This is a genomic window from Sphingomonas sp. (assembly GCF_041661825.1).
Lineage (GTDB): Bacteria > Pseudomonadota > Alphaproteobacteria > Sphingomonadales > Sphingomonadaceae > Sphingomonas.
Genome location: NZ_JBAZTU010000001.1, coordinates 391,113 through 403,659 on the forward strand (window position 1 = coordinate 391,113; position 12,547 = coordinate 403,659).

At 65.9% G+C, this 12,547-nt stretch carries 9 protein-coding genes; 6 read left to right on the forward strand and 3 right to left on the reverse strand.

All coding sequences use genetic code 11. From position 1 onward, the window contains the following. Nucleotides 1–238 precede the first annotated feature (238 nt). Nucleotides 239–2,791, forward strand: coding sequence for a TonB-dependent receptor (locus WC729_RS01640; RefSeq protein ID WP_372848872.1), 2,553 nt, complete (start codon nucleotides 239–241; stop codon nucleotides 2,789–2,791). A 29-nt stretch (nucleotides 2,792–2,820) separates the two neighbouring features. After that, on the forward strand, nucleotides 2,821–4,032 hold the full coding sequence (locus WC729_RS01645) for a histidine-type phosphatase (protein ID WP_372848874.1): 1,212 nt from the start codon (nucleotides 2,821–2,823) through the stop codon (nucleotides 4,030–4,032). Between the two features lie 84 nt (nucleotides 4,033–4,116). On the opposite strand, the gene WC729_RS01650 is transcribed toward WC729_RS01645, so the two are convergent. Beyond that, nucleotides 4,117–4,998, reverse strand: coding sequence for a multiprotein-bridging factor 1 family protein (locus tag WC729_RS01650; protein ID WP_372848876.1), 882 nt, complete (start codon nucleotides 4,996–4,998; stop codon nucleotides 4,117–4,119). 166 nt (nucleotides 4,999–5,164) lie between these two features. After that, nucleotides 5,165–6,205, reverse strand: coding sequence for a helix-turn-helix domain-containing protein (locus WC729_RS01655; protein WP_372848878.1), 1,041 nt, complete (start codon nucleotides 6,203–6,205; stop codon nucleotides 5,165–5,167). Nucleotides 6,206–6,452: 247 nt separating this feature from the next. Between WC729_RS01655 and WC729_RS01660 the strand changes: the two genes are divergently transcribed. Further along, nucleotides 6,453–8,048, forward strand: a complete 1,596-nt coding sequence (locus WC729_RS01660; RefSeq protein ID WP_372848880.1) for a hypothetical protein — start codon at nucleotides 6,453–6,455, stop codon at nucleotides 8,046–8,048. A gap of 37 nt (nucleotides 8,049–8,085) precedes the next feature. Next, complete coding sequence (locus WC729_RS01665) at nucleotides 8,086–8,790, forward strand: hypothetical protein (RefSeq protein WP_372848882.1); 705 nt, start codon at nucleotides 8,086–8,088, stop codon at nucleotides 8,788–8,790. A gap of 67 nt (nucleotides 8,791–8,857) precedes the next feature. On the opposite strand, the gene WC729_RS01670 is transcribed toward WC729_RS01665, so the two are convergent. Then, a complete protein-coding gene (locus tag WC729_RS01670) occupies nucleotides 8,858–9,442 on the reverse strand; it encodes a TetR/AcrR family transcriptional regulator (protein WP_372848884.1) in 585 nt (194 codons plus the stop codon). A 55-nt stretch (nucleotides 9,443–9,497) separates the two neighbouring features. Here WC729_RS01670 and WC729_RS01675 point away from each other — a divergent pair, with 55 nt between their 5' ends. Continuing rightward, nucleotides 9,498–10,928 carry a carotenoid oxygenase family protein gene (locus WC729_RS01675; RefSeq protein WP_372848886.1) on the forward strand — a complete coding sequence of 477 codons (1,431 nt, stop codon included), beginning with the start codon at nucleotides 9,498–9,500 and terminating at the stop codon, nucleotides 10,926–10,928. Between the two features lie 118 nt (nucleotides 10,929–11,046). Continuing rightward, nucleotides 11,047–12,420 (forward strand): class II 3-deoxy-7-phosphoheptulonate synthase, encoded by a 1,374-nt coding sequence (locus WC729_RS01680; RefSeq protein ID WP_372850975.1) that lies wholly within the window; start codon nucleotides 11,047–11,049, stop codon nucleotides 12,418–12,420. Nucleotides 12,421–12,547 lie beyond the last annotated feature (127 nt).

A 12,547-nucleotide genomic window follows, 5' to 3' on the forward strand; every position in this document is an offset into this window, starting at 1 on the left:
CGGAACTCGTCCGCTTTGCCTCAGATCAGACCAAGATCAAGGCGGTCGCGCTCTTCCAATGTCATTGGCGCTATATTTTACCTCTTTTCAGACCGTTCGCACGATATGATAATTTTCAACCCATCATCTCGCGATGAACTTGGCATGACGCGATCTTAAAAAAATTGTCATGTTCGATCTTTGACACCGAAGTGTCACGTGACGCAGCCAACGGGCGGCCTCTTCCAAGGGGGCTGCCATGCATATCGCTCGATCCGTTCTTCTGTCGCGTCCGGCGCTCGCGGCGCTTGCCACCGGCCTCTTGCTGGGTGTGAGCGCGCCCGCCGCTTTCGCCGAGGATACGGTGCCTGCTACCGACACCGCCGACGGGCCCGACATCGTCGTGACCGGTACGCGCGCCGCGCAGCGCGCCGCCGCCGCGGAGAAGCGCGATGCCGACAATACGGTCGAGACCTTGCGCGCCAATGATGTGGGCAAGCTGCCCGACCAGAATGTCGCCGAAGCGATCAAGCGCCTGCCCGGTCTGTCGGTCGCGAACGACCAGGGCGAAGGCCGCTACGTCATCATCCGCGGCATCGACCCGGCCCTGATCAATGTCAGCCTGAACGGCCAGACACTGCCGGCGCCGGAGCCGGACGGGCGCCAGGTGAAGCTCGACGATCTTCCCTCCGCGATGATCCAGGCCGTGACTGTCACCAAGTCGCTGCTGCCGAGCCAGGACGCCAATGCGATCGGCGGCGAAGTGAATGTCCGCACCAAGACCGCGTTCGACAGTACCAAGCCCTTCTTCCTCGACGCGCGCGGCGCCGTCGGGCGCTATGATCTCAACGGCAAATCGCCTTACGAGCTCGACGGCACGGTCGGTGGCCGCTTCGGGCCGAACGAGCAGTTCGGCGCCGTCGTCTCGGTCAATTATTCGCGCCGCCCGATCGAATCCGAGAATTTCCAGGGCTCCGCGGATTTCTCGCATGGCGGGATCGCGGACGGGAACGGCCTGCGCGACTATAATCTGACGCGCACCCGGCTGGGCGTGGTCGGCAATTTCGACTGGCACCCGGCGGACGGCGTGAAGCTGTACCTGCGCACCAGCTATTCCAAGTTCCAGGACCATGAGACGCGCGACCAGAACCGGCTCGCCGTCACCGATTTCACGACCACGCCGCTCAAGGCCACGGGCACCATCCTGGTCCGTCACCGCGAGGAAGACGACAACACCAAATCGGCCACCCTGGGCGGCGAATTCGAGCTTGGCGGCGGCACGCTGGAAGCGTCGGGCGGCTGGACCAAGGCCACCAAGATCGACCCGATCCGGAGCGAATTCACCTTCGCCACCGGCAAGGGCAAGGTCCTCGCCAGCTTTGACGGCAGCACCGATCCGTACACGCTGGTGCCGACCGGCACCTCGGCCGGTGTGTTCGACGATCCGTCGCAGTTCTCCTTAAGCAAATATAATCTCGAAACGCGCCAGGCCTATGAAGAGATGTGGCAGGGCCGGGTCGATTACAGTCACCCGATCGGGATCGGCGACGATTCCTCGATCAAGGCCGGCTTCAAATATCTCGACCGGCACAAGGCGAACAACCAGGACAAGAAGGATTACAAGGCCGGCGCGACCGGCTGGAAGCTGACCAATGTCGCCTACACCGCCGATTCCGGTTTCTACGACGACATGTTCCATTTCGGCGAGCGCATCGATTACAACGCGGCGCGGAGCTATTTCGACGCCAACCCGGGCGTCGGCGCGATCGACCCCGTCGGCACGCTCGCGGACACGCTGTCGAGCGACTATGACGTGCACGAAGCGATCACCGCCGGCTATGTGATGGCGACGCTCAAGTTCGGCGCACTAACCCTCGTTCCCGGCGTGCGCGTCGAGCATACGCGCGACCGCACCGCCGCCAAGGTCGTCCACACCGGATCGACCCTTGCCGACGGGTTCAACAGCTTCGGCGAGAACAGCTATACCGACGTCTTCCCGGGGCTGAACGCCAAGTTCGAGGCAGCCCACAACCTGTTCCTGCGCGGCGCGGTGACCACCTCGATCGGCCGTCCGGCCTATCCCAGCCTCGCGCCGTTCGTCGTGGTCGAGGACGGCACGCCACCGACCATCTCGCTCGGCAATCCCGACCTCAAGCCGTACAAGGCCGTGAATTTCGACGCGTCGATCGAATATTATCCGTCGTCCGACAGCCTGTTCACCGCGGGCATCTTCCACAAGGAAATCGACGACCCGATCTATCCCTTTTCCAGCCGCCAGACCAATGCGACCTATGCCGGCGTGACCTATGCCTCGGCCGATGTCGGCCTGGACATGAATGCCGACAAGGAATCGATCAGCGGCGTCGAGTTCAACGCGCAGACCCAGTTCACCTTCCTGCCCGGCGCACTGAGCGGCTTCGGCGTGTCGGCCAATTATGCGCATGTCTGGGGCCATGCGACGGCGCCGACGGTCCGCCCCGGCGACATCCCGCTCGGCTTCCAGTCGCGCGACATCGGCAACGTGCAGATCTTCTACGAGAAGTACGGCATCGCGGCACGCCTCGCCTTCAACTACCGCTCTTCCTATCTCGACACGCTGGGCGCGGATTCGAGCAAGGACCAATTCACCGACGGCAACGGCCAGCTCGACCTTCATGTGAGCTATCAGATCATGCCGCAGGTGACGGTGTTCGGCGATGCGAGCAACCTGACCGACGCGCCGTGGCGGCGGTATGTCGGCACCACGCCGTTCCTGGTCGAGCGCGAGCATTACGGGCGGCTGTTCCGCGGCGGTGCGCAGCTGCACTTCTAGAAGGCAAGGCGATGGTGCGTCCTGTGGTGATGACTGCAATACTGGCGGGCGCGGCCCTGGCGGTGACGCCGACGGTCGCGGCCGACAGGCTTCCGGCGGGGCTGACGGTCGATCGGGCGGTGCTGCTGATGCGGCATGGGGTCCGCCCGCCGACCAACGCCCAGCCCTTGCCAGCCGCGGTCACACCCGAGACCTGGCCCGACTGGCCGACCAAGCCGGGCTGGCTGACACCGCATGGCGCGGTGGCGGTCGGGCGAGTCGGGAGCTGGGACGGAGCGCGATTCCGCGGCCTGGGGCTGTTGCCGCACACGGGCTGCCCGGCGGCAGGCACGATCCGGGTGATCGCAGACAGCGACCAGCGCACCATCGCCACCGCGGATGCCTGGATCGCGGCCCTCGCCCCAGGCTGCCACGTAGCGAGCGAGCACCGGCCGCAGGACGAACGCGACCCGATCTTCTCGCCGATCGACGAAAGCGCGCCCTTCGATCCTGCACGGGCCGATGCCGCCGTCGGCGCCGCGATCGGACGCGGCGGGATTGCGGCAGTCGAGACGCCCTATCGCCCGCTGCTCGCGCGGCTGGATGCGGTGCTGTGCGGGTCGCACAAAGCCGGATGCGGCGTTCGGCAGGAGGCCAGCGGGCTGATCAGCGCGAAACCGGGCAAGCGACCCAAGCTGACGGGCGCGCTGGACCGCGCATCGACCGCGGCGCAGATCCTGCTGCTTGAATATGCCGATGGCAAGCCGACGCCCAAGGTCGGTTGGGGTCGCGCCAGGGCGGGCGATATCGCGGCTTTCTCCGCCTTCCATGCGCTCGAGTTTCGCCTGCTCGCCCGCCCGCCTTATGTTGCGGCGGCCAATATGGGGGGGATCGTCCCGCTGATCCGCGAGGGCCTGACTGGGTCGGTTCGCGTCACCATGCTCTCCGGGCACGACACCAATGTCGCCAGCCTGGGCGGACTGCTCGATCTGCACTGGACGGTGCCAGGCCTCGCCATGGACGACCCCGCACCGGGCGGCGCGATCGTGCTGGAGCGGCTGCGCGATCGGCGGGGCGGGCTCTATGTGCGGGCGCTCTACCGATCGCAGACGCTCGAGCAGATCCGGGCGGCCGGGCCGCTTGCGAACAATCCACCCTATCTAGCAGCGCTTCCGATCCCGGGCTGCGTCGCGCTGGGCGTGAAGGGGCTGTGCACCCTCGCCGCCTTCGAAAAGAAGCTGGACGGTCCGCCGAGCGATTGACAGCGGGGCGTCAAGATCATCTTCCGACGACCAGGCCTCTCGCGGCGGCGCTCCGTCATCGCCCAACGGGTTCGTTGTCGGTATTCACTCCGGCCGGTTCATCAGCGCAATGATCTGGGCCAGCCGGGGCGTCAGCGGGGCGGTGAGCATCATCTCGCCACCCTGCTCGGCCGCCTTCGGGCCGAAATCGCGCAGCAAATGGCTCCGTACGACGGCGGGCACGGCATCGTCCTCGACGAATTCGGGCCGCGCCATCAGGGTGGCAACATGAGCGTCATCAGCTTCGCGGTCGCCGGACAGATCGCCGATCCGTTCGAAGATGATCGCATAAGCGGAGGGAATGCGGAGCGAGCTACTCGCGGCGATCAACAGGCCGTCGAGCAGCGCGATCCTCGGCATGGCGACAACGTTCAGGATGAGGAAGGACGGCACATGGCGCACGCTGTCGCTGGCGATGGCGAATAGCTGACCCTCGACCGGGAACATCGATCCGCCATAGCGGATGTCGTTCGCGCCAAGCTCGAAGCGCAGCTCACCGCCACCCTCCCGCCGGATGATGCCGTGCTGCTGGCAGAGGCGCCCGGGCTCGAATACGGAGGCGTGAGTCGTCCGCCAGAAGCCTTCATAGGCCTCGACGCGGGAGTCGATCGCGTTGCGCACGAGATCGGTCAATTGGCCCGAGAGCGTGGAGTTGGCCGCTTCGACGCATGGCTCGGCGATTTCGACGCCGAACAGAGTCGCGAAATCCCCCATGCCGCGTTCCCAGTCGAGCAAGGTCATCCCGGGGCGTTTTTCCGCGAGAAAATGGGTCAGCCGCTCCAGATTATAGGCCGAGGGGCGGACGCTGCCCGACGCCCAGCGGCCGACCAGCGACTTGTCGACCCCGAGCTCCGACGCAAGGCGCCCGCGGCTCATGGACAGGGCCTTCAGCCCGAGGTTGAGGCGATCGGCAAAATGCTCAGGCATGCAGCGTGGTCCCCATTGCCCGGTTTGCATCGATCGCTGCCCGATGCGCGCCGTCCTCCGTCATGGCTGTCAGCGGGGCCGAGACAAGCGATAGCCGCGCGCGACCCGCGAGATGTATCCGCAGGCGCACCATCCGTATCGCCCTGCCCAGCCCCGAGCGGGAGGGTCAGCGGAGCATCTGAATCCACTCCCACATATTCCGGCCGGAAACATCGCCCTGAAACGCCGGCAGGCGCTGGGCAGCAAGCGCGCGCGTCTCCTGCGGGGTCATGCCGTAGCGACGGCGGAAAGTGCGCGCGAAATTGGTGCGCCAGGCAAAGCCGCAATGTTGCGCCACATCGGCGACCGCGGTGCCGCGCTGCGCCGGGTCGCGGAGCATGGTGAAGGCGAGATGGAGCCGATGCTCGCGCAGACACGAGGCGAAGCCGCCATGCGGCTCCATCAAATAGCTGAGCTTGCGCCGCGAGATGCCGAACCGGGCGGCGACCTGTTCGGCGGTCAGCGCCGTGCTGGCCGCGCCCTCGCTGAGGAAATGGCGGATCTGGGCGGTCAGGATCGGATCGAGGCCAGAGGCGTCGTCCACCGGGGTTTCCGAATTGAGCACTGCCGCCGCCAGGGTGAGGGTCGGGCGAATGACCGCCTCGGCCTCGCGCGCGCTCATCACCGGGGCTGACTTGAACAGGCCGATCAGATGGTTGCGGAGCAGCGTCGTCAGGGGTGCCGTACCCGAGATGCGGCGTAGATTCTGTTCGTCTGGCGCATCGAGCAGCGGCGCCAGGAGGCGCCGTGGTACGGTGAGGTTGAGGCTGTCGAAGTCGCTCGTCTCGGTCGCCTGGGGCTGGGCGAGATCGGCGATGAACAGATCACCCGGCCCGGCCTCGCTGCCGCCCGATCCGTCGCGCCGGCCGTGCCGCCCGGACAGGCAGAATTGCAGGGTGATGTGATCGAACCCGTCGCGCCCGATGCGCGTGCGCGACCGGTCGAAGGTCTGGGCCGAGCAGCGATAGGCGGTCAGCACGATCTCGCCGAAATGATAGGCCTCGGCGCGGAAGTGGAAGCGCGAGTCCTCGCCCGCACAGGCGCGAACGTCGTACAGCGCGCCGATACTCTCCCGCCAGAGAGTCAGTGCCCGGGCCGGGCTCAGGCGCGTGGTTTCCAACAGGCTGTGCGGGATCCTGAGCCCGCCTTGCTGGGCGTTCTGGTGCATGATGTGCCTCCGCCCGTTTTGCGCGACGGGCCGGAGGGTCAGCGTTCAGAGCGAAATCGTCAAGCATTTCAATGCCCGGATCGGCACCAACCGGGATGCCGGGGAGAATTGCTGCCATTGCGGCGGTAAATGCAGGGCAATCCGTTTCCTTCGCCAAGCATTCACGCGATGCTTGACCGCCATCCGGCGGAGATTAGGCTCGGCCGGCGCGGATGGCAGCGCCGCTGCGCTCAGGGGGAGACGGATCATGACTTCACGCCCGCGCCGGGACGATCGCCGCTTTCCGGTGGCCTTGCTTGCCGTGCCGCTGGCGGTCGCCGGCATCGGCCTCGCCGGCTGCCACAGCAAACCGACGCCCGGACCCCAGGCGACCGTCGCCAATCCGTGCGGAGCGCTGGCGCCGAACGGGACATCGGCGCTGCCGAGCAATCCCGGGCTCAACCAGGTCCAGGTCGATTGCTCGGCCTGGCAGGCGTTCATCGCGCTCAACTGGCGCGCCGATCCGGCGAAGAACGGCTTCCCCGATCCCAAGGCGACATGGGCCGAGTTCGGCGTGCCGGGCAACCTCGGTCGGTCGGTGTGGGAAAGCTATCACGAAGCCGCCGAGGTGTTCGGCAACACGACCTCGCTCAAGGCCAACTGGCAGGCGCCGCGGCCGGCGATCAAAATGCTCAGCCGCATCGCAAAGACCGGTAGCCTCGATCTTTCCGACATAGTGCAGGCGGGCGGCGGTGGCCATTGGCTGACCAATCAGCGCGGCGATGTGACCTATTACGAAGTGATGATGAACGAGGACGAGTTCGACTACATCACCCAGCAGCCCGGCTTCGACCTGACCACCGCCGCCGGCCAGCTGAAATGCGCGATGCAGCCGGGCACGCCGCAATCGGACGGGCCGCCGCCGGCGCCACCGACGGCGCCGCGCCGCGGCGGGCTGAACTTCCCTGCCGGTACGCAGAATGGCTGGGACGACACCGACTGTGTCGGCAAGACGCACGCCTATGGCCAGAATGTCGGCGCGATGGAGATCAAGGCATCCTGGACGCCGCTGCCGGCGGATCATTCGCTCGACTATCGCTACAAGACCGCCATCGCCGACATTCGCGATCCGGCGACCGGCAAGATCCGCCAGGTGACCGTCGGGCTGGTCGGGATGCATATCGCGCGCAAACGCTTCCCGAAGCTGCCCTGGGTATGGGCGACGTTCGAGCATATCGACAACAGCCCGGACGAAGCGGCGGGCGGCTTCTCGCCCCCTGCCTTGCCGGCCAATCCGAACCAGCGGCCATCGCCGGGCTACACCTTCTTCGATGCCAAGTGCACGCCGCAAAAGGACCCGGTCTATCAGTGCCGGCATAACGTCCCGCCGGTGCCGTGCGGCAAGGGCGGCGTGTGCATGCCCTATAAGGCGCCGATGCAGATCACCCGGATCAACCCGGTGGGCGAGCCGGCGAACGGCGTGACCGCCTTTGTCTGGAGCCAGTTGCCGGCCAAATCGGTGTTCAACTATTACCGACTGGTCGACGTCCAGTGGCCGCAGGCCATGGTCCCCAACCCGCCGCCGGGGCCTGGGCTGCGCGTACCGCTGACCATGGGCAATCCGACGCCGAAGGGTGGTGCCGGCGGGCCGGGGCAGATCGTCGCGAACACGACGGCTGAATCCTTCCAGCAAAAGTCCAACAGCTGCATGGACTGCCATGTCTTCGCCTCGATCGCGACGCCGACGCTGTTGCAGGCCGCGGCCCCTGGCGGGTTGCGCAAGGTGACCAAGGCCGGGGCCGACGGGCAGCCGCAATATGCGGCGGACTATTCCTTCATCTTCCTGTCCGAGACGAAAAAATAGGACAGAAAGCAGCGCACATCGAGCGGGGGCGGGAACGATGAACGACGGACAATGGACTTCACTGGCGGTGCTGCTCTCGGCGGCGAAACCGGCCTTTCTCACGAGCAGCGTGTCGGTCTCCGAGGGCGACCTCCAGATACGCTATGGCTGGTCGACCGCCCCCATCCCCGGCCTGGTATGGAGCCGCACCGCCGACGGGCTGGCACTGAATTATCAAAGCGATTCCTATGACAGCGGCCAGGACCCGACGCATGTGTCGTCCGCCAACGGCACGAACAATTACAGCATCGAGGGCACGATGACCCTGGATGGTTCGACCATGACCGTCCAGACTCACACGGTCTGCTATGTCGAATACAACCTCCATCTGTTCGGCGAAGATACCACGTCGCGCAGCGGAACCCTGGTCGACCGGACCTGGCAGGCGACCTACCAGATAACGCCCGCGCCGCGCGCCGGCGACTTCATCGCGACGATGACCGGCAGCGAACTCATCGCCCAGGGCGACGAAAGCCTGCGCGGCAGCATGCCCGTCCCGTTCGACGCCCAGCCGGCGATCGACGGCGCGCAGGATTCGGTGTCCGGCTATGCCGAGGCGATCACCGCCATATTGAGCCCAAGCGCTAACCCGCATCCGCTGATCCCGCCGGGCGGTGGCCCGGGTCCGCAGCCACGCCATAGCGGCCCATGGGAGGGCGATGCGCCGGCACGCGACTTTTCCCCCGAGCGGGAGCCGCAATAAGCGATCGGTCAGGCCGGGGTGAATTGCGTCTCGATCCGGCGCGAGTCTCGACCTCGGAACCGCCATGTCAGGTGGCGTGGAGTGCCTTCACGGTGATCACCTGGTCGATCAACGCGTCATCGACCGGCACCTGACCATCGAGCATCAGCATCGACAGGCCATGCACCAGCGCCCAGGCCTGGAGCGCGATGATCTGCGCGTCGCCGCCCTTCCCTTCCGCGAGCATCGCCGCATTGGCGCGCAGGAAGGTCATCGCATCGTCCTCATGATCGTGCGGCTGGTGATCGACCGAGGCAGGATTGGCGAAGATCAGCCGGAACAGCGCGGGGTTGGCGAGCGCGAAGCGGACATAGGCGGCGCCCGTCGCGTTGAACCCGGCGACTCCGCCGCCGGCCGCATCGGACGCGGCATGCTGCGCCACCGCGAGCCGGGCGAGCCCCTCTCCCGCCAGCGCCGTCATGAGCGCGCCCTTGTCCGGGAAATGGCGATAGACCGCGGTCGCGCTGACGCCGACGGCCCGCGCGACCTCGCGCAGGGACAGGTCGTCCGCAGTGCGGGTCTCGAGCAATCTCAGCCCCGCTTCGATGAGCGCCGCGCGCAGATCGCCATGGTGATAGGCTTTTTTGGCCGTTTCGGATTCAGATGTTGACACTGTTACCTTCGAGTCGTAATGTGAACACCGTCAACTTTGAGGTGTGGAGGCCATAATGGCAAGCATGATCGAAACCGCAATCCGCAGCACGGTGACCAAGGGTATTGGCGTGGTCGCCGAGTATAATCGCAAGCGGCTGGAGGTGGTGACCGACCATCCCTTCCTGACCGGCATCCACAAGCCGATGAGCCAGGAGCTGACGCTCGAGGACCTGCCCGTGACCGGCACGATCCCCGCTGCGCTCGATGGTCGTTACCTGCGCATCGGACCGAACCCGATCGACCCCGACCCCGCCGGCCATCACTGGTTCACCGGCGACGGCATGGTGCACGGCGTGGCGGTGAAGCAGGGCAAGGCGCTGTGGTATCGCAATCGCTGGATTCGATCGAAGAAGGTCGCCGCCGTGATGGGCGTGGCCGCAGCGCCGGGGCCGCGGCACGGCATGTCGGAGACGGTCAACACCAATGTGCTGGCGATCGGTGGGCGCACCTTTGCGCTGGTCGAGGCGGGCAGCTATCCGGTCGAGCTGTCGGACACGCTGGAGGAGCAGACTTACAACCCGTTCGACGACACGCTGACGGGCAGCTTCACCGCGCATCCGCATCTCGACCCGCTGACCGGCGAGCAGCATGCCATCGCCTATGAGGCGACCAACCCCGAGGTCGTGCGCCATGTGGTGATCTCGCCCGAGGGCAAGGTGACTCGCGAAGAGCCGATCGCCGTGAAGCACGGGCCGTCGATCCACGACTGCGCAATCACCGGGCGCTATGTGCTGATCCTCGACCTACCGGTGACCTTCTCGATGAAGGCGCTGATCGGCGGGCACAGCTTCCCCTATCGCTGGAACCCGGACCATCAGGCGCGGATCGGCTTGCTGCCGAGGAATGGGAGCGGCGACGAGACGATCTGGGTCAATGTCGATCCTTGCTACATCTTTCATGTCGCCAACGCGTTCGACACGGCGGACGGCAAGGTGATCCTGGATGCCTGCGTCTACAATACCATGTTCGCCGACAGCGCGCAGGGGCCCGACGCGAAGTCGCGCGGGCTGGAGCGATGGACGATCGATCCCGCAGCCGGGACCGTCGAACGGCGCTCGATCGACGCCACGCCGCAGGAATTCCCACGGTCCGACGAGCGGCGCTTCGGCCAACCCTATCGCTATGCCTGGACGATGGGCCTGCCGGATGCGGACAAGGCGTTCATCGGCGAGAGCTTCCTGCTGAAGCACGATCTGGAGACCGGTGCGCGCACCGTGCATGATTTTGGCGAGGGCAAATATCCGGGCGAGTTCGTGTTCGTGCCCGCGTCCGATACAGCGGCTGAGGGCGAAGGCTGGATGATCGGGCTGGTCGTGGATTTACCGAACGAGACCACCGATCTGGTGATCCTGGATGCGAAGGATTTCGGGAGCGCGCCGGTGGCGAGCATCCGCATTCCGCACCGTGTGCCGCCGGGGTTCCATGGCAATTGGGTGGCTGCCTGACCCCTACTCCTCCCCGAGCTTGCTCGGGGAGGAACGCCCCCAAAGTTTTCCTTGATTGCGGGAAAAGGCGTTTTCCCGCATGGGAGCGCTCCAATTCCGCAATCACTGGACGCATATCATGGCCGCCAAATGGGCCCCCGACAGCTGGACTCAGGCAGAAGCCCGCCAGCTTCCGACCTACCCCGATGCCGCCGCGCTGGACGCGGCAACCGCGACTCTGGAGAGCTTTCCGCCTTTGGTATTCGCCGGCGAGGCGCGCAACCTGACCGCGGATCTGGCCAAGGTCGTCGAGGGCAAGGCCTTTCTGCTGCAGGGCGGCGATTGTGCCGAGTCCTTTGCCGAGCATAGCGCGAACAACATCCGCGACACGTTCCGCGTGATCCTGCAGATGGCGGTCGTCCTGACCTATGCCTCGAAGCTGCCGGTGGTGAAGCTGGGTCGCATGGCAGGCCAGTTCGCCAAGCCGCGCTCGTCCGATACCGAGGTGCAGGACGGCGTCGAGTTGCCCGCCTATCGGGGCGACATCGTCAACGACATCGCCTTCACCGCAGAGGGCCGCGCGCCCGACCCGCAGCGGATGATCCGCGCGTACAGCCAGTCGGCCGCGACCCTGAACCTGCTGCGCGCGTTCGCAGGCGGCGGCTACGCCAATCTGGCGCAGGTGCATCGCTGGACGCATGATTTCATGGGCCGCAGCCCCTGGGCGAAGAAGTTCGCCGAGACCGCCGATCGCATCGGCGAGGCGCTCGAGTTCATGGCGGCGTGCGGGATCAGCCCCGAAACGGTGCCGCAACTGGCCGAGACGCATTTCTACACCAGCCACGAGGCGCTGCTGCTCAAGTACGAGCAGGCGCTGACCCGGCAGGATTCCTTGACCGGCGACTGGTACGACACCAGCGCGCATTTCCTGTGGATCGGCGACCGCACCCGCTTCGAGGGATCGGCGCATGTCGAGTATCTGCGCGGCATCGGCAACCCGATCGGCATGAAGTGTGGGCCGAGCCTCGAGCCGGACGCGCTGCTGCGCATGCTCGATACGCTCAACCCGGCGCGCATCCCGGGCCGCATGACGCTGATCACGCGGTACGGCCATGACAAGATCGAAGCCGGCCTGCCCAAGCTGGTCCGGGCGGTGCTGCGTGAGGGCCATCCGGTGGTGTGGAGCTGCGACCCGATGCACGGCAACGTGATCAAGGCCGCCAATGGCTACAAGACGCGGCCGTTCGACCGGATCCTGGCCGAAGTGCGCGGCTTCTTCGCGGTGCACCGCGCCGAAGGCAGCATCGCAGGCGGCATCCATGCCGAGATGACCGGGCAGAATGTGACCGAATGCACCGGCGGTGCGGTCGATGTGACCGAGCAGTCGCTGGCTGACCGGTACCACACGCATTGCGATCCGCGGCTCAACGCCGGGCAGAGCCTGGAACTCGCGTTCCTGCTGGCGGAGATGCTCAATGTCGAAATGGCGGAAAGACGTCGCGCCGCCGCCTAAACGACGCGGAGAAGTATCCGTTTCGGACTTATTCGAAAATAACGCCCCCACCCAAGTTGTGGAGTCGCCTGCGTTCCGTTAACCAAGAAATTGGGGATTCGGAATTTGTATGGTGGGGGCCAACAAA

Bases quoted from the DNA above. Each gene is read 5' to 3' on its own strand.
- WC729_RS01640 (WP_372848872.1), top strand. From the start codon at position 239: ATGCATATCGCTCGATCCGTTCTTCTGTCGCGTCCGGCGCTCGCGGCG.
- WC729_RS01680 (WP_372850975.1), top strand. From the start codon at position 11,047: ATGGCCGCCAAATGGGCCCCCGACAGCTGGACTCAGGCAGAAGCCCGC.
- WC729_RS01660 (WP_372848880.1), top strand. From the start codon at position 6,453: ATGACTTCACGCCCGCGCCGGGACGATCGCCGCTTTCCGGTGGCCTTG.
- WC729_RS01665 (WP_372848882.1), top strand. From the start codon at position 8,086: ATGAACGACGGACAATGGACTTCACTGGCGGTGCTGCTCTCGGCGGCG.
- WC729_RS01645 (WP_372848874.1), top strand. From the start codon at position 2,821: ATGACTGCAATACTGGCGGGCGCGGCCCTGGCGGTGACGCCGACGGTC.
- WC729_RS01650 (WP_372848876.1), bottom strand. From the start codon at position 4,998: ATGCCTGAGCATTTTGCCGATCGCCTCAACCTCGGGCTGAAGGCCCTG.
- WC729_RS01655 (WP_372848878.1), bottom strand. From the start codon at position 6,205: ATGCACCAGAACGCCCAGCAAGGCGGGCTCAGGATCCCGCACAGCCTG.
- WC729_RS01675 (WP_372848886.1), top strand. From the start codon at position 9,498: ATGGCAAGCATGATCGAAACCGCAATCCGCAGCACGGTGACCAAGGGT.